Below are 24,371 nucleotides of genomic sequence, written 5' to 3'. Positions count from 1 at the left end.
CGGCCGGCGCGCAGCAGCCCCGATCCGAGCGACATCAGTCTGCCTCCGCGGCGTCCGCTCTCTCCTGAGCATCGACGATCTCCGCGATAGCACGCCGCCGGCGTCGGGCGAGGGCGTAGTTCAGCCCCAGCAGGAGGACCAGGACGAGCGCTCCAAGGAAGAGCCAGTACGCGGCACGTCCGTGCTCGGCCAACTGCGCAGCCGACGGAACATATGCCCCGCTGGAGATCGTGAACGGCTGCTGGTGAAGGGTGGCGACGACGAGATCGTCGGTGAGCCCGCTCCAGCCGGTGATCGTGAGATAGCGGGTCAAGCGCGACGTGAGCATCTCGCCCGAGGTCGACCCCGGATTCCAACCACCCAGCAGAAGGACGTCGCGGTCAGATCGCGCGATCGCCTCCAGCGCCGCGAACGGTTGGTCGTTGGATGCCTCATATTCTGTGTTCGCGTTGCCGAGAAGACGGTTTGAGACGAGGCGGAGCGGAGCGTGGAGTGCGTTCGCATCGGTGCCCGTTGCGCCCACGAGCAGACCCGTGTCGTGACCGTTGACGAATGCGTCTGGGGTGACCAGATGGATCCTCAACTGGGTCGAGGAGACCTGCTGAAGAGCGGAGATGATGGCGGCTGCCGCTGCCGCGTTCGTCATCCGGTCCGCCCCTGTCGAGCGCAACGCTACGGCCAAACTGCCTGCGAGCACCTGGGGAAAGCGTTGGAAACCGGAGAGCGCACCGAAGCCTCGACTGGCAGTCATCGTGGCATCCGCTGTCGACAGATGGACTTCCAACGGCAAGGCCAGCGGGCCGCTCAGGCAATGTCCCACAGAAGCTGTCGCCGACAGGCGTACCACCAAACCGTTGCTGCGGTTGAGATCGCTGGCGTTGACCGTGAAGTCGGCCGCGACTGAGTATCCGTCACCCGCACCCAGGTCGCGGGACCACATCAGGTGATTGTTGAAGAACACATCGAGCTGAGCGGTTGATCCGCTCGGAACAGCGGTGTTGGTGAACGGGAGATGGAGTCTCAGGCTGTCGATCGGCCCGCCGAAGGCGTCCTGGTTGATGCCTACGTACGCCTGGGAGGAGCCGTATCCGGACAGCGCCAACTGGTCGGTCCCAGCGACATGCTGCAAGGTTTGTTGCAGCGGCGCGGGACTCGGCGTGGTGGTGACTGCCGGGCCGCTGGCTTCGACCGAGTCGAGAAGTCGGACAGGGTCGGCTGCTCCGAGATACGCGGCCGCCTCGCTCAGTTGGCGGCCCGACCCGGTCAGGGTCAACGTAGGCACGCCGCCGTCATCGGAAATCGCCGCGCGGACCGGGTCCGGGCCGGCCGCGATCGCAATTCGGCGGGTGCCCGGGGCCGCGCCGGCGTCGCCGTTGAAGGTCACCTTCGTGGGAGATCCGTAACGGTGGCTGATGGCCCCGACAGCGACGAGCGCGGCCTCCAGGACATCATCAGATCCTCCCGGGTCAACACTGACGTTCACCTGGGGAGCAACCACGGGGAAGAACGTCGCCAGACTGGTTGGTGTGGACTCGACCCCGGTGTACGTGACCGCAATCGCCGTGAGTCGCGCCTGGGCATCGACAGTGCGACACGCATCGGCGGAGTCTCCCGACAGATAGCGCACGGTAATAGGTAGTTGCCCTTCACTCACGGAGCCATGTGGCACCTGGAGGTCGAGGTCATAGATCCGTTTGCCTGTCCCGGTGAAGACCGACGCTCCACCCAGCAGCACAACCGCCGTCGCACTCGGATCATCGAGTCGCAACGTACCCCTCACCTCGGTAGGCGTGATCCCTGAAGGAATCGGGATCTGCGAGGTCGCAGTTGCGCCTTCGGACGCGTCGATCTCGGTCACGGAGGTGGGCAGCGTCGGGCGCGCCGCCGAGAGCAGTGTTCCTGTAGCCGCGGAGGCTGGACCGACGAGTCCTGCGAACACCACGATGGCCGCAGACGCGGCGCGACCGAGAGTGAGTACGTGCATGGAACCTTGCCTTCAGACGATCGCGGAATGCTGAACTATCGCCGCACCGTAGTACGGCCAAACAGGGTTGGACGGTAACGAGTCGATGTTTCGTCCGCGAGTCAACCAGACCGCGGCGCGCCGCGGAGCGATGTGATCCCCAACCGCCCGCTGAGCACCATCTGTTCCACAGGTTCCTGCACAGGCAGAGGGTCGGTTGTGCACGGGCAGGCGTACGCCCTCCACAGATTGCGTCCCGGCGCTGACCCGGGGTTGTGGCCCCTCCGGGGCGGTCATAGAGTCGGCCAAATTGGTCGCTAAGTCGACATGTGCAAACGCAAGGGGAGAGTCGTGAGCATCACTGCTGAACGCGCCGAACTGGGGCCGACCGGACGACCGATGCCGGTCATTCCGGAACCGACCCCGCTGGAGCGCCACGGCGGCGCGCGGGTGATCGCGATGTGCAACCAGAAGGGCGGCGTGGGGAAGACCACCACGACGATCAACCTGGGAGCTTCCCTGGCGGAGTACGGCCGCAAGGTGCTGCTCGTCGACTTCGATCCCCAGGGGTCCCTGTCGGTCGGGCTCGGGCTCAACCCGCACGAGATGGAGATGTCCATCTACAACCTGCTGATGGACTCGACCGTCACGCTGGACGAGGTCATCGTCGACTCGGGTGTCAAGGGTGTCGACCTGCTGCCTGCCAACATCGAACTCAGCGCCGCCGAGGTCCAGCTCGTGCACGAGGTGGGTCGTGAGCAGACCCTCGCGCGGGTGTTGCAGCCGGCGCTCGCCGCGTACGACGTCATCCTGATCGACTGTCAGCCGTCGCTGGGCCTGCTCACCGTCAATGCGCTCACCGCGAGCCACGAGGTGATCGTGCCGCTGGAGTGCGAGTACTTCGCGCTGCGCGGCGTCGCACTGCTCAAGAGCACCATCGACAAGGTCCAGCAGCGCCTGAACCCAGGCTTGAAGATCAGCGGTCTGCTCGGCACGATGTTCGACGGCCGTACGCTGCACTCGCGCGAGGTCATGGAGCGCCTCGTCCAGGCGTGGGGCGACATGGTCTTCCACACGGTCATCCGCCGGACGGTGAAGTTCTCCGACGCCACCGTGGTCGGCGAGCCGATCACCGAGTATGCCTCGACCAGCACGGGCGCCGAGGCGTACCGCCAGCTCGCCCGGGAGGTGCTCGCTCGATGGCAGCGCGACGCGTAGCCCTTCCGGCGGCCGACGACCTGTTCCGGCCGACGTCGGATCCCGCCGAAGTCAGTGGCCCACGCGCCGTACCCGCTCCGAAAGCCGAAGCCGAGCCCGCGAAGAAGCAGCCGAGTGGCCGGGTACGCCACGACGAGAAGATGACGGTCTATCTGACCTCGGATGAGTTGCTCGAGTTGGAGCACGCTCGGCTGACGCTGCGCAAGATCACCGGCTCCGCGGTGGACCGTGGCCGCGTCGTACGCGAGGCCCTCGCGATCATCCTGGGTGACCTCGCCGAGCACGGAGATGCGTCCCAGATCGCCGAGCGGCTGCGTACGTCCTGATGACCACCGCCGAGGCCGGCGCTGAGGTCGATCGTGGGTTCGCCGTACGCCTCGACAACTTCGAGGGACCGTTCGATCTTCTGCTGAGCCTGATCGCGAAGCACAAGCTCGACATCACCGAGGTCGCTCTCGCCAAGGTGACCGACGAGTTCATCGCTCAGGTGAGGGCTGCAGGGGACGACTGGGACCTCGAGCAGACGTCGAACTTCCTGGTGGTGGCTGCCACCCTGCTCGACCTGAAGGCGGCGCGGCTGCTGCCCCAGGGGGACGTGGACGACGAGGAGGACCTCGCTCTGCTGGAGGCGCGTGATCTCCTGTTCGCGCGTCTGCTGCAGTACCGCGCGTTCAAGGACGTTGCCGCGATGCTCGCCCAGAAGATGGCCGACGAGCAGGGCCGTCATCCGCGCTCGGTCCAGTTGGAACCGCGGTTCGCGAACCTGCTGCCGGAAGTGCTCATCGGGATCGGCCTGGACCAGTTCGCCGCTCTGGCTGCCAAGGCCATGGAGCCGAAGCCCGGACCGCCGGAGATGAACCTGCAGCACATCCACGCACCCGCGGTCAGCGTCAAGGAACAGGCGATCATCGTCATCGAGCGGCTCCGCCGCAACGGCGCCTCGACCTTCCGGTCGTTGGTGAGCGACTCTCCCGACACCCTCACCACGGTGGCGCGCTTCCTCAGTCTTCTCGAACTGTTCCGCGAAGGGGCGGTTGCGTTCGACCAGCTCACCCCGCTGGGGGAGTTGACCGTTCGCTGGACCGGCGATGAGACCACGGACAGCGACGCGCTCATCGACGAACTGATCACCGACGAATTCGACGGGCAGCCCGTGCTGCCGCCCGCAGCTGAAGGAGACCCCGCATGACGGCCGACACCCAGACAGCACTCGACATCCCCCTGGCCGAACTCCAGCCGGCGCTCGAAGCAGTCCTGATGGTGGCCGACGAGCCCCTGGACGCAATGACTCTGGCCACGGCCGTCGGGCATCCGGTCGAGGCTGTCATCGAGAACCTCAAGGCATTGCAGGCGGAGTACGACGAGACCGGCCGGGGCTTCGAACTACGTCAGGTCGCCGGCGGTTGGCGCTACTACACACGTGAGCAGTACGCCGCCGTCGTGGAGGGCTTCGTGCTCGAGGGCCAGACTGCCCGGCTCACGCAGGCGGCGCTCGAGACGCTGGCCGTCGTTGCGTACAAGCAGCCGGTGTCACGGTCCCGGATCAGCGCGATTCGCGGCGTGAACGTGGACGGCGTGATGCGTACGTTGCTGTCCCGCGCGTTGGTGGAGGAGGCGGGCACCGACGACATCAGTGGCGCGCACCTGTATCGCACGACGTCGTACTTCCTGGAGCGCATCGGCATTTCATCGCTCGACGAATTGCCTGAGCTGGCTCCGTACCTTCCGGACCTGGCCGACATGGAGGACGCACTCGGCGTCGAGGAGAACATCGATGCGTGACATCCCCGTCGATGATGAGGGTCTGATCCGCCTGCAGAAGTTGCTCGCGCTCGCAGGCGTCGCCAGCCGGCGTCACAGCGAGGAACTGATGCTCGGCGAGCAGGTGACCGTGAACGGTGAGGTGGTGACGAGGCTCGGGACGAAGGTCAACCCCGTGACCGACCTGATCCGCGTCAAGGGGAAGCGGTTGCCGCCCGTGTCGGACAAGGTCTACCTGCTGCTGCACAAGCCGCGCGGAGTGGTCTCGACGATGAGCGACCCGGAGGGTCGTCCGACACTTCAGGACTATGTCGAGGACCGTCCGGAGAGGCTGTTCCACGTCGGTCGACTCGACACCGACACCAGCGGGCTGATCATCCTGACCAACGACGGCGATCTGGCCCAACGGTTGGCGCACCCGTCGTACGAGATGGAGAAGACGTACGTCGCGCATGTCAAGGGCCACGTCTGGCCGAGGATCATCAAGCAGTTGCAGGAAGGCGTCGTGATCGAGGATCGCGCGGTGGACGTACGCCACGCCAAGATCCTCGATGCGCGCAGCGAGCAGTCGATCATCGAGCTGGTCATCCACGAGGGCCGCAACCGCATCGTCCGTCGTCTGCTCGCAGAAGTCGGCCACCCGGTCCGGCAGCTGGCGCGGACGAAGATCGGCGACCTCGCCCTCGGCAATCTCAAGCCTGGTCAGGTCCGCGAACTCGGTGCCGAGGAAGTCGGGACGTTGCTGGACACCGGCGGGCTCTGACAGTCGCGCCGACTAGCCTGTGGTCCAGTCGTTCAGGAGGAGAGATCGTGGCCGTACGTGCCGTTCGGGGCGCCACTCAGATTGAGGTCGACGAGCGTGAGCAGGTGCTCGGTCGCACCGAGGAGCTGGTCCGCGAGGTGATGACTTCCAACGACCTGTCCCTCGATGACTTCATCTCGATCATCTTCACGTCGACTGACGATCTGACCAGCGCCTTCCCGGCGTATGCGGCCCGCCAGATCGGCTTCACCGACGTGCCACTGTTGTGTGCCCGCGAGCTCGACATCGAGGGGTCGATGCCCCGGGTGATCCGGCTGCTCGCTCACGTTGAGACTGACCGGTCCAAGGCGGACGTGACCCACGTCTACCTGCACGGCGCCGCGCACCTGCGCCGCGACCTGACGAACGTGCACACCGACGATGAGAACACTGACGGCACTGATGCCTGACACCCTCCTCACCGGGCCGGTCGAGATCATCGGCGTCGGTCTGTTGGGCGCGTCGCTCGGCCTGGCGCTCAGGCGCCAGGGCGTCGAGGTGCTGCTGACCGACGTCAACCCCGATCACCTCCGCACCGCCAGCGGTCTCGGAGCCGGTCGGCCCCGGACGGCCGACGATCTTCCGGAGTTGGTGGTCGTCGCCGTGCCGCCGACGTACCTGGGGGAGACGATCCGCCGTGCCCTCGACGAGACCGATGCGGTCGTCACCGACGTCGGCAGCGTGAAGATGGCGCCGCTCAAGGCGGTCGCCGATCACATCGACGTTGCCCGCTACGTGGGCAGCCATCCGATGGCAGGTACGGAGCGTTCCGGTCCGTTGTCGGCCACCGCGGACCTCTTCGAAGGACGGCCGTGGGCGGTGGCCCCGCACGTCGGCTCCGACCCAGAAGCGATCCTGCTCGTCGAAGCTCTGGCGCGTCTTGTCGGGGCCGTACCGAAGCGGTTCGACCCCGAGGACCATGACGAGGCCGTCGCCCGGATCTCGCACCTTCCGCACCTGATGGCGGCCGTGGTCGCTGGTGGCCTCGTGGACGCACCCGATCGCCATGTCGAGCTCAGTGGGCCGGGCGTTCGCGATGTCACTCGGGTCGCGGGCGGTTCTGCTGAGCTGTACAGCCAGATCCTGACCAACAACCCGGAGCCGCTGATCGAGTTCCTCACCCGAGCGCGTCGGGATCTCGCCCACGTGATCGATGCGCTTCGAGGAGGCGACATCGGCGCGATCCAACAGATCCTGGCGGCGGGCAACGACGGTGTCGGTCGCATCCCTGCCAAGCACGGCGGCCCTGCGCGTACGCTCGCCGAACTCTGGGTCACCGTGCAGGACCGGCAGGGTGAGTTGGCCCGGCTGTTCGCCGACGCGGCCGAGTTGGGCGTCAACATCGAGGACGTACGCATCGACCACGAACCGGAGCGACCCGTCGGGTCCGTACACATCTGGGTCGAGGAGTCGAGTGCCGAGGCCGTGCTCGAGGCTCTGAATGGGAGTGGCTGGCCCGCTCACCGATAGCATCAGGGCCCATGAGGCCCTTGGTGATCGCTGTCGACGGCACCAGCGGATCAGGCAAGTCGAGCACGTCGCGACGCGTCGCCGATGCCTTGGGCCTGGCCTACCTCGACACTGGCTCGATGTACCGCGCGGAGACGTGGTGGATGCTGAGTCACGGAGTCGACACGTCGTCGGAGGCAGCGGTGGCCGAGAAGGCCTCCCTGTCGCGGATCGAGGTCGGCACGGACCCGTTGACGCCGTGGATCCTGCTCGACGGCGATGACGTCAGTGAGCCGATCCGGACCGACGAGGTCAACGCCCACGTGTCCCTGGTCGCCCGGGTTCCCGCAGTGCGTACGCGCATGGTCCAGATGCAGCGAGAGGCGATCATCGGGGCGCCCCGGGGGATCGTCGTCGAGGGCCGGGACATCGGGTCCGTGGTGTGGCCGGCAGCCGATCTCAAGCTCTACCTGACCGCCGATCCGGCGGCCCGCGCTGCGCGCCGGACGCTGGAGGAGGGCAGCGCCGATGTCGCTGCCACCGAGGCCAGCCTGGCTGCCCGGGATGCGATCGATTCGACCCGCGCGACGGCTCCGCTGGTGCAGGCGGATGGTGCAGTGACGATCGACAGCACGTTCCTCACCCTCGACGCGGTCGTCGCGCAGGTTCTCGATCTGGTCGCGGGGTTGCGGCGATGACCGATCTCGCCTCGGAAACCGGGATGCGCAGAGCCAGGCCCCTCGTCCGCCGGTTGATGCGCCATCGCTGGGACATCCGGCTGCACCACGAGGACCGTGTGTGCGACGGACCGCTGATCCTGGCGGGCAACCACGTCGACGTCATCGACGGGCCGCTGCTCGCGACCCTGGCGCCGCGTCCGGTGCATGCGCTCACGAAGTCCGAGATGTACGTCGGTAAGACCGGCAGGTTCCTCAACTGGGCCGGTCAGATTCCGGTCGTACGCCACACGCCGGACGCCCGCGCGGTCCGGATGGGCCTCGAGGTCCTCAAGGCCGGACGCGTGCTCGGGATCTACCCCGAGGGCGCACGGGACAACGGTCTCTTCGACACATTCGCTCACGGCGTCGGGTACTTCGCCCTGGTCAGCGGTGCGCCGGTCGTACCCGTGATCTCCTTCGGTACGAAGGCCATCCACCTGAGCCGTGAGGACGCCCCGCCCCGTGGCGCCCGCATCGACATGTGGTTCGGAGAACCCATCCAGTTCGACGCCGAGATGTGGCCGCGTCGACGCGCTCACGTCGCGGACGTGAGCGACCAGATCCAGGAACACCTGCGGACTGCGCTCAAAGAAGCCGAGGCCGAGACCGGACTCATCCTGACCGACCGAGGAGCCGCCTGATGACGACCCAAGACACCCGCCTGCCCATCCTTGCCGTGGTGGGACGTCCCAACGTCGGCAAGTCGACCCTGGTCAACAGGATCATCGGTCGCCGTGAGGCTGTCGTCCAGGACGTCCCGGGCGTGACCCGTGACCGCGTCTTCTACGACGCCGACTGGAACGGCCGGTCCTTCCAGTTGGTCGACACCGGCGGTTGGGACCCCGACGCCAAGGGCCTGGGCGGCTCGATCGCGGCGCAGGCCGAGATCGCCGTGGGCCTGGCCGACGCCGTGCTCTTCGTGGTCGACGCAACCGTCGGCATCACGGACTCCGACGAAGCGGTCGTGAGGATCCTCCGTCGCTCCGACAAGCCGGTGCTTCTGGCTGCCAACAAGGTCGACGACCTGCGTCAGGAGGGCGAAGCGGCCTCCCTGTGGCAACTGGGGCTGGGCGAGCCGTACCCGGTCAGCGGCCTGCACGGCCGTGGCTCGGGTGACCTCCTGGACGCGATCCTGGCCGCGCTGCCGGAGACACCTGAGATCGACGATGTCGAACCCAGCGGTCTGCGCCGGATCGCCCTGGTCGGCCGTCCCAACGTCGGCAAGTCCTCGCTCCTCAACAAGCTGGCAGGCTCCGACCGCGTCGTCGTCGACAGCGTCGCGGGCACCACCGTCGACCCCGTCGACGAGGTGGTGACGCTGGGCGGCCAGGACTGGCTCCTGATCGACACGGCCGGGATCCGCAAGCGCGTCAAGGAGGCCTCCGGCTTCGAGTACTACGCCTCTCTGCGTACGTCCGGCGCGATCGACCGGGCCGAGGTCTGCGTCCTCGTCCTGGACGGCGGCCAGAAGGTCTCCGAGCAGGACATCCGGATCTTGCAGCAGACTCGCGAGGCCGGCCGGGCACTCGTGGTCGCGATCAACAAGTGGGACCTGGTGGACGAGGACCGTCGGTCGTTCCTCGAGCGTGAGTTGGAGCAGGAGCTCGTCCAGGTCCAGTGGGCTCCGCGGATCAACATCACCGCGCGTACGGGCTGGCACGTGGACCGTCTGGTCCCCGCGCTCGAGAAGGCGTTGGAGGGGTGGGAGACCCGCATCGGCACCGGCGCGCTCAACACCTTCCTCGGCCGCCTCGTCGCGGAGCACCCGCACCCGGTCCGCGGTGGCAAGCAGCCACGCATCGTGTACGCCACTCAGCCGTCGACGGCGCCGCCGACGTTCGTGCTCTTCACCAGCGGCAAACTCGATGCGGCGTACGAGCGTTACATCGAGCGCCGGCTGCGTGAGGAGTTCGGCTTCGTGGGTACGCCTATCGTGCTGCAGCAGCGCGTACGCGAGAAGCGCAAGAGGACGTGAGCGAGGCCGGGAGCCGCGCTCAGTTGGCTCCGGTCGCGGTGACCTTCCAGCCGCCGTTCTCGAGCTTCCAGGTACTGATCTGAACGTTTCCGGTCGCGTCGGTGATGCGCACGGACGCGGTGTCGGACGTCTGGGAGAGGACCGTGATGTCCTTCGCGGGGCGGATCGGTTGACCGGTCGACTTCGCGAGCGTCAGCACGGTCGTGAACAGCGTCGTGCAGTCCTTGCCCTTGAGCAGGGGTCCTGCCTTGGCGATCTGCGCGGTGACGAACGCCGGGTCGATGTGGCTGCATGCGCCGGCTGGGTCGTCGTTCAGCAGCGCCGTCTGGAATGCCAACGCGGCGTCCTTCACCGACGGTGCGGCCTTCGAAGAACCGCATGCCACCAGGCCGGCCAGGAGCAGCGGGGCAAGGGCGTACGCGAGCGGGCGGGGCAACGACATGGGCGGAGCCTAATCGAACGGTGGCCCGAAGACCTCGGGCTGACCGGCGTTCGCCAGCAGCACGAATCGGTGCCGCCCGGGACGCCCGAGCGGCGGTTGGTACCAGCTGACCGCGTACTCGTGCCGACTGCGTCGCTGCACGTGGCTGACGCCCATGCGTACCCCTTGGTCGTCGGCAACCTGGACCCATGAGCCGTCGGGTTGTTCGGCCTCCACGCGCACCAGAGGTTCGTGCCAGTGCAGGTCGGCGGGAGGTACGTCGCTCCAGCCCATCCGCCAGTGGGCGTCGTCAGTCGCCGTGGATTCCCGGAACTCGGCGGCTCCAGGACGACGATCAATCGGTGCACCGTTCGGTCGCGGCACGTACGTCCTGATGCCGAAGTCGAAGTGCCGTGGCAGTACGTCCTCGACCCGTCCGTGCTGCGCCAGGTCGGCCGCCACGGCCGTGGCCGCAGCCTGGACCCACCGGGTCTGGTCAGGTCCGAACAGCGTGCTCGCGCCCTCGTAGTACTGGGCGGCGTACTCCTCGCGCGTCGTCAGGTAGTCGCAGTGGTCGTCGACCAGGGAGGAGATGAAGGTGGTAGGGCCGTCGGCAAGCTCCGCACCCACGGCCTCGGAGATCCGTCGGCCAGCCTCCACCGTGACCTCGAAAGGTAGGCCGACCACAGCCGCCGGTCCCAGTCGGAGGAGATGGATGGGCAGGATCTCCGGGAAGGCGTGATCGGGGGCCACGAGCAGCGCGTGCAATGGATCGATCACCCCGACCATGCGCTTCTCGCCCTGGTCGGGATGAGGCCGCAGCCTGGTCGAGCCAGCCTTGAACGGCGGCACCTGGGCGATCACCGCCGTCAGGTTCTCCTGGGCGCCTGCGGCTTTCGGGAAACCGACCCTCGGTGCAGGGAGTACGACGCCGTCGTAGGACGGACGAGCAGCCAGGTCGATCTCACGGAGTCCGGCGGCAATTGGGAAGTCGTCGGTCAACTGGTCCGCCAGATCTGCGTGCAGGCGCGCACCAGCCGCACCGATCAGTCGACCGACACGCTCCGCCTCGGGATACACCGTCATGCCGGGCCGGACCGCGGGCGTCATGTCGCCGTGTGCTGCTACGACCGAGCCGGCAACTGGCCGGATTCCGGTCTGTGCCTGGATGCCGGCGGCGAGCTCGTCGTTGAGATACGCCCAGTGGTCAGCGTGATAGGCCGGCTCGGCAGGTCGGATGCCGGTCCCGTGGATCGCGAACCAGGCGAGGACGCCGATCGGGCCTTCGGCGTCGTCGATCCTGAGGACCCTGAGGTCGGGATCGATGGTGCTGTAGGGCCGCTGCAGGTCCGTGCGCTTATCGATCACGTTGTCGTTGCGTACGTGGGCGCCGTGGGAGCGATTCCGGGTCGCGCCCCAGACCTCGGTGGTCCCGAACGCTGCCCGCGCGGGTCGGCGCGAGGTGACCGCCCGGCGTACGACGTCGACAATCTGGTCGATCAGGAAGTTCGTGTACGCCGGGTCGAAACCGGGTCGGTTCGCCGCCCAGATGTTGTACATGTCGCTGCCGCTGTACTGCCCGGGCCCGGCATGCGTGTGCGTCACGGCCATGAAGAGACCCGAAGCCGGGATCCCCAGGTCCGCGATCCGGAGAGCAACCTCGCGATGGACGTACGCCGAGCCCGCCAGCAGGTCACAGGCGAGTAGCACGATGCTGGTGTCCCCGTGTGCCAGGTGGAAGGCGCGTACCCGCAACCGGGTGCGGAAGCCGTCCCCGTCGACCGCGTTCTTCGAATGGCCGGCCTTGGGCATGCCCGGAGGTGGCGTGATGTCTGCTTCGGCCACGCCGGCCAGCAGCCCGCCGCCGACGACGGGTGCCGCGGCGGCGGCGGGGGCTGGCAGATCAACGACAAAACGCGTTCGGCTCACCGGTGCATTCTCACGTACGGTTCGCGATCAACACTCAGGCCGCCTCGCCTCTCGGCGAGGCCACAGGACGCAGGGAACGAACGAGCCCCTCTGACCTGCGAGAACGCTGGCCGGAGGGGCTCGTACATCGGTCGGGCTGACAGGATTTGAACCTGCGGCCCCTTGACCCCCAGTCAAGTGCGCTACCAAACTGCGCCACAGCCCGATGCCTCCCGGAGGAGGCTCGAGAACGCTATCGCAAGGAGGGCTCGTCTGACATATCGGTGGCCCAGTGGGCGCCTCCCCGCGGCGGCCAGATATGTCAGACGAGCCCGGGCTCCAACCTCCGGAATCCGGCTGCGCCGAGTCGGTATGGTGGTGCCCAAATGGACGGCGATCATCGGGCGTACGGAGCCCCCTCATGACCACCGCTGCGCTGCTCGCCGGGAGCGTGCTGCTGATCCTCGCGTGCGGCATCTTCGTCGCTGCTGAGTTCGCGCTGGTCACGGTGGACCGTGTCCTGATCGAACAACAGGCAGAGGCAGGGGACCGGCGGGCTGCGGGCGTGGTGACTGCGTTGTCGTCGCTCTCCACGCACCTGTCGGGCGCTCAGCTCGGGATCACGCTGACCAACCTGGGGATCGGCTTTCTGGCGGAGCCCGCGGTCGAAAAGCTGCTGCATCCGGCGCTCGGCGAGCTCAACCACCATCTGGCCAACGTCGTCTCGCTCGCCGTGTCGCTGGTGGGAGCATCGATCATCACCATGATCTACGGCGAGTTGGTGCCGAAGAACATCGCACTTGCCCGCCCGGCCGAGGTCGCGCGGGGGACACAAGGCCTGTTGCGCGCGTGGACGAAGGTGACCCGGTGGCCGATCAACGGGCTCAACGCGCTCGCGAACGCAGCCGTACGCAAGCTGGGTGCCGAACCACAGGAGGAACTGCGCAGTGCTCGCAGTTCCGGCGAGCTGACGTCCCTGATCCAGCACAGCGCCAACCAGGGGACCCTGGATGCGGACACGGCCGAGTTGATGGAGCGGTCGGTGGAGTTCGCCAGTCGTACGGCGGGGGAGATCATGACCCCGCGGGTACGCACCGCCAGCCTCCACGAGTCGGACCGCGCCGAGGCCGTCATCGAGCTGACCCGCGCGACCGGACACTCGCGCTTCCCGGTGCTGGATGACGACGGTCAGGTGGTCGGCACCGTGCACGTGAAGAACGCGGTGGCGTTGCCGGTGCACGAACGGCCGAACGCGCGCGTACGGAACCTGATGGCGCGGCCCGTGGTGGTACCGGACTCTCTCCGCCTGGATCCCTTGCTCCAACTGCTCCGTCGGCAGGGCATGCAGATGGCAGTCGTCGCCGACGAGTACGGCGACCAGGCGGGCATCGTCACCATGGAGGACGTGATCGAGGAGATCGTGGGCGCGATCGCCGACGAGCACGACCCGACCGACACCAGTGCCCAGCAGCAGCGTGACGGCCGTTGGACCGTCTCCGGACTTCTCCGCCCCGACGAGGTCGAGGACCTGACCGGGATCGCGCTCCCGGAGCACGAGGACTACGACACAGTCGCTGGGCTGGTGCTGTGGCTCGCTGGCGAGATCCCGGCCGTCGGTGACGACGTGACGGTCGAGACGGACTCGGGTACCGCCCATCTCCGGGTCCGTGCCATGGACGGCCTGCGGATCGATCAGATCGAACTGCGGGAGGAGTCATGAATCCGTTCGTGCTCCTCGTCGTCGCGGTCCTGCTGATCGCCGGGAACGCCGTTTTCGTGGCGGCTGAGTTCGGCTTGGTGGCAACCCGTCGCTCGCAGATCGAGCCGTTGGCCCAACGTGGCTCGCGACGCGCCGAGCGGACCTTGCAGGCGATGGAGAACATGCCGCCGATGATCGCCGCGATCCAGCTGGGAGTGACGCTCTGCTCCGTGCTCCTGGGTGCCATCGCCGAGCCCGGTGCCGCGGCCGCCCTGCATCCGTTGCTTCACGCCGTCCGGATCAACGACGCGGTGGCTGAACCGGTGGCGTACGCCCTGGCTCTCGCCGTCGTGGCTGCGTGCCATGTGGTCCTGGGGGAGATGGTTCCGAAGAATCTCGCGCTCGCGGGCCCGCAGCGAACTGCGGTCATCCTGGTCCCGGCGGTGTACGCCCTGGCGCGAATGCTGCGTCCGCTGATCGTGGTGCTCAATGCCGCGGCCGGGGCCACCCTGTGGCTCTTCAGGATCGAGCCGAGGACCGAGACGCACTCGGCGTACACACTGGCCGAGATCGAGGCCATGGTCACCGAGAGTCACGGAGAGGGACTGTTGGAGAACGACGAGTACGACCGCCTCGCCGGAGCGTTGGGCTTCACGGAGAAGTCTGTGGACCAGATCCTCCTGCCTGTCGAGGGCCTCACGACCGTGGCGCAGGACGCGACCGGAGCCGACGTCGAAGCAGCGTGCGCCGCGACCGGATTCAGCCGGTTCCCGGTCATCGCCCGTAGTGGTGACCTTGTGGGATACCTCCACATCAAGGACGCGCTCGGCGACGAGGACCAGCGGACCCGCACCTTGGATGCCCACTGGATCCGGCCGTTCGCCGTGGTGGGTGTGGGCGAGCAGTTGCATGACGCACTGGCCATACTTCGCCGCGACGGAGCCCACATGGCACGCGTCGTCAGCACCGACGGCGACACGCTCGGCGTCATCACACTCGAGGATGTCATCGAGGAACTGGTCGGCGAGATCCGCGATGCGGCACACGCCGAGGAGGGTCTTTAATTGGCTTCCATGGTGACCACGCAGCCTCGCTCCGGCTGGTCGCTCCCGAACACGTTGACAGTCGTCCGGCTGCTCACGATCCCGATCTTCGTCTGGCTCGTCCTGAGCCATCAGCGGCATCTGTACGCACTCGGCGTCCTGGTCGTCGCAGGTGCGACTGACTTCTTCGACGGCTGGCTGGCCCGGCGTACCGGCAACGTGACCCGGATCGGAGAGCTCCTCGATCCGATCGTGGATCGCCTCTTCATCCTCGCCGCCGCCGTCACGCTGTGGGCGAATCACTCGATCCCGGCCTGGCTTGCCGCCATGGTGCTGCTCCGCGACGTGTTCCTGTGGACGCTCGTCCCGTTGTTGCGCTCCCGCCGGGTGTCCTCGCTGCCGGTGCACTACCTCGGCAAGGCAGCGACGTTCAATCTGTTGTACGCCTTCCCGTTGCTGTTGCTCGCCAACGGACACGGTGCGGTGCACGAGATCGCCCGGACCTTCGCCTGGGCGTTCACGTTGTGGGGCGTCGGGCTCTACTGGTGGGTCGGGATCATCTACGCCCGCCAGGTCGCCTCGCTGATCCGGTCCGTCCCGTCACCACGTCGAGGGCGGCGCGTTGCCTGACCGGGCGACAGCCCGCGCGCGGGCAGCGGTTCCGCTCTTGACCCTGATCACGGAGCAGTCGCTCGACGCCGATTACGAAGTGGTGGCGGCCCGCGGTCCGAGCCAGGCACCGCCCGGCCGGCGACGTACCGTGATCGCAACGGTGGTGGCTCTGGCGGGGATCCTGGGCACCATCGCGTTCGTGCAGACGTCGCGGAGCGCAGCGCTTCAGCGGACCGACAAGGACGACCTGATCGCGCGCGTCACCGCGGCCAAGGCGGCGCTGAACGACGAAGGGCGACGGTTGTCCCTCCTGCAGGCGTCCACGTCGTCCGCGACGAATGCCTACGGCCGGGTGGACGGGCAGTGGCGCGCCGCGCTTGGCGATCTGAACAACCTGGGCGCGCAAGCCGGCTCGGCGCCGGTGAGCGGGACCGGTATCCAGGTCACCGTGACCGATGGGGGTTCCTCCGGGGGACAGGTCCAGGACTCCGACCTTCGGGCGCTGGTCAACGCCCTGTGGATCGCGGGCGCGAAGGCGATATCGATCAACGGGGAGAGATTGAGTACGCGGAGCGCGATGCGCAATTCGGGGTCTGTGATCCGGCTCAACGGTGTCTCACTCAGTTCGCCCTACGTCGTGACGGCGGTCGGCCCTGCGGTCGGGACGTGGTCGGCGACGGTGAGTGGGGGCACCTTCCGGTCCGGCGCCTCGACGTTCGGATTCACCTATTCGGAGGCGTACCCCGGCAGTGTCACCGTTCCTGCAGGGTCATCGGGCATGCTTACGTTGAGTTACGCCAAGCCCTCGGGGAAGGACCAGCAGTGATCGCAGGCATCGGCCTCCTCGTGGGCATCGTGCTGGGGCTCATCTTCCAGCCGCAGGTGCCGGTCGGACTGCAGCCGTACCTCCCGATCGCCGTGGTGGCGGCTCTCGATGCGGTGTGCGGTGGTCTGCGTGCGCACTTCGACAAGATCTTCTCGGACAAGGTCTTCGCGGTGTCGTTCGTGTCGAACGTCGTGATTGCCGCAGGCATCGTGTTCATGGGCGACAAGCTCGGGGTCGGCGGCCAGTTGTCGACCGGCGTCATCGTCGTCCTCGGCATCCGGATCTTCTCCAACGTCGCGGCGATCAGACGGCACATCTTCCATGCCTGACGGGCCAAAGCGATCGATCCTGTTCCGCGGCAAGAGGGGGCAGGCCGTGATCGCCGTGCTGCTGGCGGTCCTGGGCTTCGCCGCGGTCACCCAGGTGCGTACGAACAGCGACGACACCAACTACTCGGCTTACCGGGAGCAGGACCTCGTGGACCTGCTGAGTGCGTTGTCGGCGACGTCCGAGCGCGTGCAGAGTCAGATCACCCAGCTCGAGCAGACGCGACTGCATCTCCAGCAGAACACCAGCGACCGGCAGGCAGCCCTCGCCCAGGCCGACAAACAGCTGTCGGACCTGAAGATCCTCGCGGGTACGGTTCCGGCCCAGGGCCCGGGGATCGCGATCACCATCACCGACCCTGACAACGGTGTCGCGACCGCCTCCGTCCTGGACCTGATCGAGGAACTTCGGTCTGCCGGTGTCGAGGCGATGTCGTTCAATGATCGTGTACGCGTGGTGGCTGACACGGCCATTGACGCCACGGGTGCCGGGATCACGGTTGACGGGGTCCAGCTCCATTCCCCGTACGTCCTCACGGCCATCGGTGACCCGACCACGCTCGCCGGTGCCGTGACCTTTGCGCGTGGACCCGAGTACATCCTCGAGCACGACGTGCAGGGCAATCCCAACGGAGCGACAGTCGACGTGGCCCAGAAGCCCCAGGTTCTCGTACGTCCAGTCGTCACCCGATAGCCTCATCCCAACCTTCGATCCCCCTAGGAGTTCACGTGACCTCGATCCCCGCCGACCTGCGCTACACCGCCGAGCACGAGTGGGTTCGTCAGCCGGGCGAGACCGCCGGTTCGGTCCGTGTCGGGATCACCGACTTCGCGCAGGACGCGCTCGGCGACATCGTGTACGCCTCGTTGCCGCGGGTGGGGGACACCGTGGCGGCCGGCTCCTCGGTGGGCGAGCTCGAGTCGACGAAGTCGGTCTCGGACGTGTACGCGCCGGTGTCCGGCGACGTGGTCGCGGTCAACGCCGACCTCGATGGTCAGCCGGAACTGCTCAACACGGACCCCTACGGCGCCGGTTGGTTGTTCGAGGTCGTTCCGTCGAGCGCCGCCGAGGTCGACGGCCTGCTCGACGCCGCCGCGTACGAGGCGACTCTCGGACAGTGACCTGATAGGTTCGGGTCGAACAGTCACGTTGTACTTGAGGGTGCGACTTTTCGCCCCCAGGCCCGGTTAGGAGTCGGCGATGCGGTGCACCTCGTGCGGCAGCGAGAACGGCAGCAATGCCAAGTTCTGCTCCCAGTGCGGCACTCCGCTGAACTTTGAGTCGACCGCGACGATGCAGCTCGATGTCAGCGACACCTCTGACCGCCTTCTCCGCCCGATCGATGCCGCCACGGTGGATGCGTTGCCGTCCGGCAACGGCATGCTCGTCGTGCAGCGTGGCCCGGGCGCAGGTCAGCGTTTCCTGCTGGACGAGGACCTCGTCACCGTCGGCCGTCACCCGGAGAGCAACATCTTCCTCGATGACGTGACCGTCTCGCGGCGCCATGCTGAGTTCCGTCGCACCGAGGACACCTTCGCGGTCAGCGACGCCGGCAGTCTGAATGGCACGTACGTCAACCGCGATCGGATCGACCGCGTCCTGCTGAAGGACGGCGACGAGGTCCAGATCGGCAAGTTCAAGCTGGTGTTCTACTCCGGTCACGGGGACCAGTGATGGGTCTGGCGCCTGCCTCGGCGTCTGGCGAGGAACGGTTCTCGATCGGGCACGTCCTGGATCTGCTCAAGTCGGACTTCGACGGCGTCAGCATTCCGAAGATCCGATTCCTCGAGGCCGAAGGCCTGATCACTCCTGAGCGGACGGCCTCGGGCTATCGCAAGTTCTCCCACGAGGACGTGGCTCGACTGCGATACATCCTGCGGATGCAGCGCGACCACTACCTGCCGCTCAAGGTGATCGCCGAGCACTTGGACGCGATGGACCGAGGGTTGGAGCCGCCGGCCATCGGCGCCCAGGAGCCCACCGTTCCGCCGCGGGTGTTGGCTGCCGACGGCGCCCCGCAGCCGGGTGAGTTCGTACGCCGCGAGCCGATGAGGATCTCGCGCCGCGAACTCATCAAGCTCGCCGATGTCAGCGAGAGCTTCTTCGCCGAACTGGAGGCGATGGGTATGGTCTCGCCGTCACGAGCTGGCTACTACGACAGGGATGATCTGATCGTGGCCACGACCGCCCGGGAGATGAACGCGTACGGCCTGGAGCCGCGGCACCTGCGTGGTTTCAAGGCGGCTGCCGACCGGGAGGTCGGTCTCATCGAGCAGGTTGCCTCGCCCTATCGGCGGTCATCGGACCCGGCTGCTGCCGCCCGTGCCGACGATGTGGCGGGCGAGATCGCGAGTCTGTCCGTACGCCTGCACGCGACGCTCGTACGCTCCGGCATCCATCGCTGAGGGAATCGAACGAAAGTCTCAACCTGAACTTGAGGGTTAGAGTTTTCGACACGCCGCAGAACATCTTTGACCGAGGGCACCTCCCGCCGTACTTTGAAGTGTCGCTGGTGTAACTCCAACGGTGTGATCCATGGATCGCCCAACTTCCCCTCACGGGGTTACTCTGACCAGAGAGACGACGGAGGATGACGTGAACGAGCACGACAAGGCAGCCACGCCGGTTCAGGAGCATGCCTACGCCGAGGCGCAGGCTGTTGCCGACGACCAAGGCCTGCTCTTCACCGACGACGTCGCACCCCTGCCGAGCGACCTCGGCTACCGCGGCCCGACCGCGTGTGCCGCAGCCGGCATCACCTACCGTCAGCTCGACTACTGGGCGCGCACCGGCCTGATCGAGCCGTCGGTACGCAGCGCGTCCGGCTCCGGGTCTCAGCGCCTGTACGGCTTCCGCGACATCTTGATCCTCCGTGTCATCAAGCGACTCCTGGATGCCGGCATCTCGCTGCAGCAGGTCCGGATCGCGGTCAACCACCTTCGCGAGCGTGGCACCGACGACCTCACCCGCGTCACGCTGATGAGTGACGGTGCCTCGGTCTATGAGTGCACCAACAGCGAAGAGGTCATCGACCTTCTTGCCGGCGGTCAGGGTGTCTTCGGTATCGCGATCGGTGGCGTCTGGCGCGAGATCGAGGGCAGTTTGTCCGAGCTTCCGAGCGAGCGCAGCGCCGACGAGGCGCCCGTGACCGTCGCAGGCGACGAGTTGGCGGCCCGGCGGGCGGCGCGTACCGCGGTCTGAACACCGACATCACAAGCTCCGGGGGTCCGGCTGTCGCTCATGACGGCCGGGCTTCTGCGTTTCCACCAGTGCACCCGATAGACTGGGTGCGCTGACACCCGTGCGGGAGAGCTCCAGTCGCAGGACGTAGGAGCGCCGAAGGGGCAATTCCTCCCCGGAACCTCTCAGGCACCAGGACCGTACGGGCATTGCAACTCTGAAGTCGCCGTCATCCGACTGCGCTGACAGAGGGGGAGGGCCGCATTCCGTCGTCCTCCAGGAGCAGTTGTGTCAGAAGCCCGCGCCTTCGTTGACCGCCACATCGGTCTGGCCCCCGCTGACATCGCATCGATGTTGCAGCGCCTCGGGTACGAGTCGCTCGAAGACCTGATGGATGCGGCAGTGCCGACAGCCATTCGCACCAAGGATCTGCTCAACCTTCCCGAGCCGCTGTCCGAGGTCGAGGTCGGCGCCCTGGCGCGGAAGTTGGCCAGCCAGAACGTGCCGGGGGAGCCCATGATCGGCCTGGGCTACTACGGCACCGTCACCCCGGGTGTGATCCGGCGCAACGTGCTCGAGGACCCGAGTTGGTACACGGCGTACACGCCGTACCAGCCCGAGATCTCCCAGGGCCGTCTTGAGGCCCTGATCAACTTCCAGACGATGATCGGCGACCTGACGGGCCTGCCGGTGGCGAACTCGTCGCTGCTCGACGAGGGCACGGCTGTCGCGGAGGCGATGACCCTGGTCCGTCGCGCCGAGCGCAACGCCAAGGGCGCCTTCGTGATGGACGCCGATGCGCTTCCGCAGTCGATCGAGGTCGTACGCACTCGCGCCAAGGCGCTGGGCATCGACGTCGTCGTGGCTGACCTGTCGCAGGGCCTGCCCGAGGGCGACCTCTTCGGGGTCCTGGTGCAGTACCCGGGTGCGTCCGGCGAGATCCGCGACCCGCGGCCGATCATCGAGGCGGCGCATGGCCGGGGCGCTCTCGTCGTTGTCGCTGCCGATCTGCTCGCGCTCACGATGCTGGAGGCACCCGGCACTTTCGGCGCCGATGTCGTCGTCGGTACGTCGCAGCGTTTCGGCGTCCCGCTCTTCTACGGCGGTCCGCACGCGGGCTACATGGCGGTTGCCAAGGGCCTCGAGCGCCACATGCCAGGTCGCCTCGTCGGTGTTTCCATCGACGCGGAGGGCCGCCCGGCGTACCGTCTGGCGCTCGGCACGCGCGAGCAGCACATCCGCCGTGAGAAGGCGACCTCGAACATCTGCACCGCGCAGGTCCTGCTGGCCGTCACGGCGTCGATGTACGCCGTCTACCACGGTCCCGAAGGCCTCGCCGCGATCGCGAAGCGTACGCACCTGCATGCCGCCGACATCGCTGCCGGCTTGGCGGCGTCTGGCATCGCAGTCGTCAACACGACGTTCTTCGACACCCTGACCGTGTCCGTGCCGGGCCGCGCAGCGGCCGTGGTCAGGACCGCGCGTGAAGTGGGGATCCACCTGCGTCTCGTTGACGCCGACACGGTCGCGCTCTCGACCTCGGAGTTGACCACCGAAGCAAGCGTGACCGCAGTGCTGATGGCCTTCGGCGTCGGCCGTACCGGCGTTGCGTCCGTCACGCTGCCTGAGTCACTCGTCCGCACGAGCGAATTCCTCACCCACCCCGTGTTCAACGCGCACCGCAGCGAGACGCAGATGCTGCGGTACCTCGCGAAACTGTCGAACCGCGACTACGCCCTCGATCGCGGGATGATCCCGCTCGGATCGTGCACGATGAAGCTCAACGCAACGGCTGAGATGGAGCCGATCTCGCTGCCCGGCTTCGCCGAACTGCATCCCTTCGCACCCGCTGCCGACGCGACCGGATACCAGCAGCTCGTCTCCGAGCTCGAGGGCTGGTTGGCGGAGGTCACCGGGTACGACAAGGTCTCGATCCAGCCGAACGCCGGGTCGCAGGGCGAGCTCGCAGGTCTGCTCGCGATTCGCGGCTACCACCTCGCCAACGGAGACACGCACCGCGACATCTGCCTGATGCCTTCATCCGCGCACGGCACCAACGCGGCGTCGGCCGTGATGGCCGGCATGCGGGTGATTGTGGTGAAGTCCGCGGAGGACGGCACCGTGGACCTGGCCGATCTGCGCGCGAAGTGTGAGGAGCACGCCGAGGACCTGGCGGCGATCATGGTGACCTACCCCTCCACCCATGGCGTGTACGAAGAGGGCATCACTGAGGTCTGCGAACTTGTCCACAAGGCCGGCGGCCAGGTGTACATCGACGGCGCCAACTTCAACGCACTGCTGGGATACGCGAAGCCGGGCGAGTTCGGGGGCGACGTCTCGCACCTGAACCTGCACAAGACCTTCTGCATCCCTCACGGTGGCGGAGGTCCGGGCGTCGGTCCGGTCGCGGTCCGCGAGCACCTCGCCCCGTACCTTCCCTCGCACCCGTTCCACCCGGACACCGAGAAGGCAGACGGCATCGGTCCGATCTCCGCTGCGCCGTACGGCTCGGCCGGCATCCTGCCGATCTCGTGGGCGTACGTACGCCTCATGGGAGCCGAAGGCCTGACCCGTGCGACGGCGGCTGCTGTCCTCAGTGCCAACTACGTGGCTGCTCGCCTCGGCGAGCACTACCCGGTGCTGTACCGCGGCGACTCCGGCCTGGTGGCCCACGAGTGCATCCTCGATCTCCGGGGGATGACGGCCGAGACCGGTGTGTCCGTCGACGACGTCGCGAAGCGCCTCATCGACTACGGCTTCCACGCGCCGACGATGTCGTTCCCGGTGGCCGGCACGCTGATGGTCGAACCGACCGAGTCCGAGGACCTGGCCGAACTGGACCGCTTCATCGAGGCGATGATCCAGATCAAGGGCGAGATCGACCGGGTCGCGGCAGGGGAGTGGACCCCCGAGAACTCCGTACTCCGGGGTGCCCCTCACACCAGCCGCGCCCTCGTCGGCGACTGGGAGCGGCCATACTCGCGTGAGCTCGCGGTGTTCCCCGCGGGAATCGACCCGGACAAGTACTGGCCGCCGGTCGCACGGATCGACAACGCGTACGGCGACCGCAACCTCGTCTGTGCCTGCCCGCCGATCGAGTCCTTCGCGGACTGACCCTCCGTCATGACGAAGGGCCCGGGGCTGCGGTTGAACGCACGGCCCCGGGCCCTTCTCACTTGGTCTGCGCTACTGCAGAACCATGTTCGGCTCACCAGCGGCGTTGAGGCCGTTGGCGCCGCGTACGCAGGTGCCCGACTTCGGGGCGCCGCCGTTGTACGCCTGCAGGAGGCAGTTCGCGAGAGCGCGCTGACCCCAGTAGTTCGGGTGCAGCGACTCCTGGATGTAGTAGTCGGAGTTGGCCGTGGAGACCGTACGGATCTGGTTGACCCACTCGGTCTGGTCAACAGCCCCGGTCGACCACCAGCCGGCCAGACCCTTCTCCTCGATCAGTCCGACCGTGTTCTCGCAGAGCCGACGGCCGTTGAACGCGCTGGAGAGGTTGAGGGTCTTGATGTTGGTCATGCCCGAGTCGGTCGCAGCGCCGAAGACGGCGTTGTTGATCGTCGGGAGCAGGGTCGAGTTGGCGTAGTTCGCGTCGTTGTTCCAGAAGCCGCAACCGCCGGTGTTCTGACGGCTGTAACCCGACTCGCTGTAGCGGATGCTGCTGCCGTTGGGCAGTGGCGAGACGTAGTTCTGCACCTCGAGCGTCCACGACGTGTCTGCGTACCCGGCGTCGCGCATGGCGGTGCGGATGTTGAGGAACGCGTTCTTGATGTTGGCGCGCTGGGCAGCGACGTTGCTGGAAGCCATGGCGTTGGTGACGACGCTGTCGTCGTTGCAGTAGTCCTTCCACCACGACGGTGAACCAAGGAAGTCGGTGACGCACTGCTGCACGATCGAGCCGAAGTTGAAGTCGTTCCCGCCGATGGAGACGGCGACCAGCTTCACGTTGTGAGTCGCCGCGAAGTTCTGCAGCATCAACGCCTGACCCTGGCCTGCTGAGCCGTTGTAGAAGTCCAGGCCCGGCTTGAAGTAGCCGTTGGAGTCGGACGCCACGGTGGCCGTGGTGGCGCCGGAGCATGCCAGGTCAAGGCCGTTCACGCCGCTGCCGACGCTGATCTCGGAGGCGAAACTGCGGTGGCAGCGGTTGATCGTCTCCGCTGTGTGACTGGCGTTGTCGAAGTAGGTGCTCGCGCCGCCGGCGTCGATGTAGGACTCGCCGTTGTTGGAGTTGCCTGCCCAACGGCCGGCCTCGCCGGAGATGTAGCTGTCGCCGACGGAGACAACCCAAGCGACGCCTACGCCGGGGCCGTCGGCGTGGGCGGCCGGGGTGGTGACGAGGGTGGTGGCAATCGCTGCGATTGCCGTGGAACCGAGTGCGAGTGCGCGCTGCAGTGAAGGTGACACGAACTCCTCCAGACATGGTGGGGTGTGATGGCGGTCACGTGTGTGGACCGCTGCACAAGTT

The 24,371-nt window shown here is 67.1% G+C and carries 25 protein-coding genes, 1 tRNA gene and 1 riboswitch; of the genes, 21 read left to right on the top strand and 5 right to left on the bottom strand.

Going from position 1 to position 24,371, the window contains the following annotated elements; all coding sequences use genetic code 11:
* Window positions 1-34: 34 nt before the first annotated feature.
* Entirely contained in the window at window positions 35-1,984 is a 1,950-nt protein-coding gene (locus tag KCTC_RS01680) for a hypothetical protein (protein ID WP_125566172.1), read from the bottom strand.
* Window positions 1,985-2,362: 378 nt separating this feature from the next.
* Here KCTC_RS01680 and KCTC_RS01675 point away from each other — a divergent pair, with 378 nt between their 5' ends.
* Genes KCTC_RS01675 through der form a run of 10 tightly spaced genes read left to right on the top strand, consistent with a single transcriptional unit; the run spans window position 2,363 to window position 9,887 of the window.
* On the top strand, window positions 2,363-3,181 hold the full coding sequence (locus KCTC_RS01675; RefSeq protein WP_231998876.1) for a ParA family protein: 819 nt from the start codon (window positions 2,363-2,365) through the stop codon (window positions 3,179-3,181).
* Complete coding sequence (locus tag KCTC_RS01670) at window positions 3,163-3,507, top strand: hypothetical protein (RefSeq protein WP_125566170.1); 345 nt, start codon at window positions 3,163-3,165, stop codon at window positions 3,505-3,507. The genes KCTC_RS01675 and KCTC_RS01670 overlap by 19 nt, the downstream gene beginning before the upstream one ends.
* Window positions 3,507-4,370: a segregation and condensation protein A gene (locus KCTC_RS01665; RefSeq protein WP_125566169.1), complete on the top strand. Its 864-nt coding sequence runs from the start codon at window positions 3,507-3,509 to the stop codon at window positions 4,368-4,370. Before KCTC_RS01670 ends, KCTC_RS01665 begins: the two co-directional genes overlap by 1 nt.
* Window positions 4,367-4,963: an SMC-Scp complex subunit ScpB gene (gene scpB / locus KCTC_RS01660; protein WP_125566167.1), complete on the top strand. Its 597-nt coding sequence runs from the start codon at window positions 4,367-4,369 to the stop codon at window positions 4,961-4,963. The genes KCTC_RS01665 and scpB overlap by 4 nt, the downstream gene beginning before the upstream one ends.
* Window positions 4,956-5,705: a pseudouridine synthase gene (locus tag KCTC_RS01655; protein WP_125566165.1), complete on the top strand. Its 750-nt coding sequence runs from the start codon at window positions 4,956-4,958 to the stop codon at window positions 5,703-5,705. The genes scpB and KCTC_RS01655 overlap by 8 nt, the downstream gene beginning before the upstream one ends.
* A 47-nt stretch (window positions 5,706-5,752) precedes the next feature.
* Window positions 5,753-6,154, top strand: a complete 402-nt coding sequence (gene aroH, locus KCTC_RS01650; protein WP_125566163.1) for a chorismate mutase — start codon at window positions 5,753-5,755, stop codon at window positions 6,152-6,154.
* Window positions 6,147-7,214 carry a prephenate dehydrogenase gene (locus tag KCTC_RS01645; protein ID WP_125566161.1) on the top strand — a complete coding sequence of 356 codons (1,068 nt, stop codon included), beginning with the start codon at window positions 6,147-6,149 and terminating at the stop codon, window positions 7,212-7,214. Before aroH ends, KCTC_RS01645 begins: the two co-directional genes overlap by 8 nt.
* Window positions 7,215-7,225: 11 nt before the next feature.
* On the top strand, window positions 7,226-7,891 hold the full coding sequence (gene cmk / locus KCTC_RS01640) for a (d)CMP kinase (RefSeq protein WP_125566159.1): 666 nt from the start codon (window positions 7,226-7,228) through the stop codon (window positions 7,889-7,891).
* Complete coding sequence (locus KCTC_RS01635; protein ID WP_125566157.1) at window positions 7,888-8,553, top strand: lysophospholipid acyltransferase family protein; 666 nt, start codon at window positions 7,888-7,890, stop codon at window positions 8,551-8,553. The genes cmk and KCTC_RS01635 overlap by 4 nt, the downstream gene beginning before the upstream one ends.
* The gene (gene der, locus KCTC_RS01630) at window positions 8,553-9,887 is read left to right on the top strand and encodes a ribosome biogenesis GTPase Der (RefSeq protein WP_125566155.1); all 1,335 of its coding nucleotides are present in this window, start codon (window positions 8,553-8,555) and stop codon (window positions 9,885-9,887) included. The genes KCTC_RS01635 and der overlap by 1 nt, the downstream gene beginning before the upstream one ends.
* 19 nt (window positions 9,888-9,906) lie before the next feature.
* Here the strand turns inward: der and KCTC_RS01625 are convergent, their stop codons facing one another.
* From KCTC_RS01625 to KCTC_RS01615, 3 genes are all read right to left on the bottom strand, one after another.
* Complete coding sequence (locus KCTC_RS01625) at window positions 9,907-10,329, bottom strand: hypothetical protein (RefSeq protein ID WP_125566153.1); 423 nt, start codon at window positions 10,327-10,329, stop codon at window positions 9,907-9,909.
* 9 nt (window positions 10,330-10,338) lie between these two features.
* Window positions 10,339-12,237 (bottom strand): neutral/alkaline non-lysosomal ceramidase N-terminal domain-containing protein, encoded by a 1,899-nt coding sequence (locus KCTC_RS01620; protein ID WP_125566152.1) that lies wholly within the window; start codon window positions 12,235-12,237, stop codon window positions 10,339-10,341.
* A gap of 131 nt (window positions 12,238-12,368) precedes the next feature.
* Window positions 12,369-12,442, bottom strand: a tRNA-Pro gene (locus KCTC_RS01615).
* Window positions 12,443-12,637: 195 nt separating this feature from the next.
* Here KCTC_RS01615 and KCTC_RS01610 point away from each other — a divergent pair.
* The 11 genes from KCTC_RS01610 (at window position 12,638) to gcvP (ending at window position 23,017) form a co-directional block, all read left to right on the top strand.
* Complete coding sequence (locus tag KCTC_RS01610) at window positions 12,638-13,936, top strand: hemolysin family protein (protein ID WP_125566150.1); 1,299 nt, start codon at window positions 12,638-12,640, stop codon at window positions 13,934-13,936.
* Complete coding sequence (locus tag KCTC_RS01605) at window positions 13,933-14,979, top strand: hemolysin family protein (protein ID WP_125566148.1); 1,047 nt, start codon at window positions 13,933-13,935, stop codon at window positions 14,977-14,979. The genes KCTC_RS01610 and KCTC_RS01605 overlap by 4 nt, the downstream gene beginning before the upstream one ends.
* A 9-nt stretch (window positions 14,980-14,988) precedes the next feature.
* Complete coding sequence (locus KCTC_RS01600; RefSeq protein WP_125566146.1) at window positions 14,989-15,588, top strand: CDP-alcohol phosphatidyltransferase family protein; 600 nt, start codon at window positions 14,989-14,991, stop codon at window positions 15,586-15,588.
* A 37-nt stretch (window positions 15,589-15,625) separates the two neighbouring features.
* Window positions 15,626-16,396, top strand: a complete 771-nt coding sequence (locus KCTC_RS01595; protein ID WP_164512429.1) for a DUF881 domain-containing protein — start codon at window positions 15,626-15,628, stop codon at window positions 16,394-16,396.
* A complete protein-coding gene (locus KCTC_RS01590) occupies window positions 16,393-16,725 on the top strand; it encodes a small basic family protein (RefSeq protein WP_125566142.1) in 333 nt (110 codons plus the stop codon). Before KCTC_RS01595 ends, KCTC_RS01590 begins: the two co-directional genes overlap by 4 nt.
* A gap of 46 nt (window positions 16,726-16,771) precedes the next feature.
* Complete coding sequence (locus KCTC_RS01585) at window positions 16,772-17,416, top strand: DUF881 domain-containing protein (RefSeq protein ID WP_164512428.1); 645 nt, start codon at window positions 16,772-16,774, stop codon at window positions 17,414-17,416.
* A gap of 35 nt (window positions 17,417-17,451) precedes the next feature.
* Complete coding sequence (gene gcvH, locus KCTC_RS01580; RefSeq protein ID WP_125566138.1) at window positions 17,452-17,844, top strand: glycine cleavage system protein GcvH; 393 nt, start codon at window positions 17,452-17,454, stop codon at window positions 17,842-17,844.
* Between the two features lie 79 nt (window positions 17,845-17,923).
* Entirely contained in the window at window positions 17,924-18,397 is a 474-nt protein-coding gene (locus KCTC_RS01575; RefSeq protein WP_125566136.1) for an FHA domain-containing protein, read from the top strand.
* Window positions 18,397-19,128: a transcriptional regulator FtsR gene (gene ftsR / locus KCTC_RS01570; protein ID WP_125566134.1), complete on the top strand. Its 732-nt coding sequence runs from the start codon at window positions 18,397-18,399 to the stop codon at window positions 19,126-19,128. The genes KCTC_RS01575 and ftsR overlap by 1 nt, the downstream gene beginning before the upstream one ends.
* Before the next feature lie 190 nt (window positions 19,129-19,318).
* The gene (locus KCTC_RS01565) at window positions 19,319-19,924 is read left to right on the top strand and encodes a MerR family transcriptional regulator (RefSeq protein WP_269461436.1); all 606 of its coding nucleotides are present in this window, start codon (window positions 19,319-19,321) and stop codon (window positions 19,922-19,924) included.
* A gap of 93 nt (window positions 19,925-20,017) precedes the next feature.
* Window positions 20,018-20,114: riboswitch (glycine riboswitch) on the top strand.
* A 140-nt stretch (window positions 20,115-20,254) separates the two neighbouring features.
* Entirely contained in the window at window positions 20,255-23,017 is a 2,763-nt protein-coding gene (gcvP, locus tag KCTC_RS01560; protein ID WP_231998914.1) for an aminomethyl-transferring glycine dehydrogenase, read from the top strand.
* 72 nt (window positions 23,018-23,089) lie between these two features.
* Here gcvP and KCTC_RS01555 read toward each other — a convergent pair whose 3' ends face one another.
* Window positions 23,090-24,310 carry an SGNH/GDSL hydrolase family protein gene (locus KCTC_RS01555; RefSeq protein ID WP_197715224.1) on the bottom strand — a complete coding sequence of 407 codons (1,221 nt, stop codon included), beginning with the start codon at window positions 24,308-24,310 and terminating at the stop codon, window positions 23,090-23,092.
* Window positions 24,311-24,371 lie beyond the last annotated feature (61 nt).

This window comes from Nocardioides baekrokdamisoli, assembly GCF_003945325.1.
Classification (GTDB): domain Bacteria; phylum Actinomycetota; class Actinomycetes; order Propionibacteriales; family Nocardioidaceae; genus Nocardioides; species Nocardioides baekrokdamisoli.
The sequence above is the reverse complement of the archived record's forward strand: the minus strand, read 5'-3'. Positions and strand labels throughout refer to the sequence as shown.

What these genes read in the sequence shown, in the direction of transcription:
- KCTC_RS01680 (WP_125566172.1), bottom strand. Translation starts at nt 1,984, where the DNA reads ATGCACGTACTCACTCTCGGTCGCGCCGCGTCTGCGGCCATCGTGGTG.
- KCTC_RS01675 (WP_231998876.1), top strand. Translation starts at nt 2,363, where the DNA reads ATGCCGGTCATTCCGGAACCGACCCCGCTGGAGCGCCACGGCGGCGCG.
- KCTC_RS01670 (WP_125566170.1), top strand. Translation starts at nt 3,163, where the DNA reads ATGGCAGCGCGACGCGTAGCCCTTCCGGCGGCCGACGACCTGTTCCGG.
- KCTC_RS01665 (WP_125566169.1), top strand. Translation starts at nt 3,507, where the DNA reads ATGACCACCGCCGAGGCCGGCGCTGAGGTCGATCGTGGGTTCGCCGTA.
- scpB (WP_125566167.1), top strand. Translation starts at nt 4,367, where the DNA reads ATGACGGCCGACACCCAGACAGCACTCGACATCCCCCTGGCCGAACTC.
- KCTC_RS01655 (WP_125566165.1), top strand. Translation starts at nt 4,956, where the DNA reads ATGCGTGACATCCCCGTCGATGATGAGGGTCTGATCCGCCTGCAGAAG.
- KCTC_RS01645 (WP_125566161.1), top strand. Translation starts at nt 6,147, where the DNA reads ATGCCTGACACCCTCCTCACCGGGCCGGTCGAGATCATCGGCGTCGGT.
- cmk (WP_125566159.1), top strand. Translation starts at nt 7,226, where the DNA reads ATGAGGCCCTTGGTGATCGCTGTCGACGGCACCAGCGGATCAGGCAAG.
- KCTC_RS01635 (WP_125566157.1), top strand. Translation starts at nt 7,888, where the DNA reads ATGACCGATCTCGCCTCGGAAACCGGGATGCGCAGAGCCAGGCCCCTC.
- der (WP_125566155.1), top strand. Translation starts at nt 8,553, where the DNA reads ATGACGACCCAAGACACCCGCCTGCCCATCCTTGCCGTGGTGGGACGT.
- KCTC_RS01625 (WP_125566153.1), bottom strand. Translation starts at nt 10,329, where the DNA reads ATGTCGTTGCCCCGCCCGCTCGCGTACGCCCTTGCCCCGCTGCTCCTG.
- KCTC_RS01610 (WP_125566150.1), top strand. Translation starts at nt 12,638, where the DNA reads ATGACCACCGCTGCGCTGCTCGCCGGGAGCGTGCTGCTGATCCTCGCG.
- KCTC_RS01605 (WP_125566148.1), top strand. Translation starts at nt 13,933, where the DNA reads ATGAATCCGTTCGTGCTCCTCGTCGTCGCGGTCCTGCTGATCGCCGGG.
- KCTC_RS01600 (WP_125566146.1), top strand. Translation starts at nt 14,989, where the DNA reads ATGGTGACCACGCAGCCTCGCTCCGGCTGGTCGCTCCCGAACACGTTG.
- KCTC_RS01575 (WP_125566136.1), top strand. Translation starts at nt 17,924, where the DNA reads ATGCGGTGCACCTCGTGCGGCAGCGAGAACGGCAGCAATGCCAAGTTC.
- ftsR (WP_125566134.1), top strand. Translation starts at nt 18,397, where the DNA reads ATGGGTCTGGCGCCTGCCTCGGCGTCTGGCGAGGAACGGTTCTCGATC.
- gcvP (WP_231998914.1), top strand. Translation starts at nt 20,255, where the DNA reads ATGTTGCAGCGCCTCGGGTACGAGTCGCTCGAAGACCTGATGGATGCG.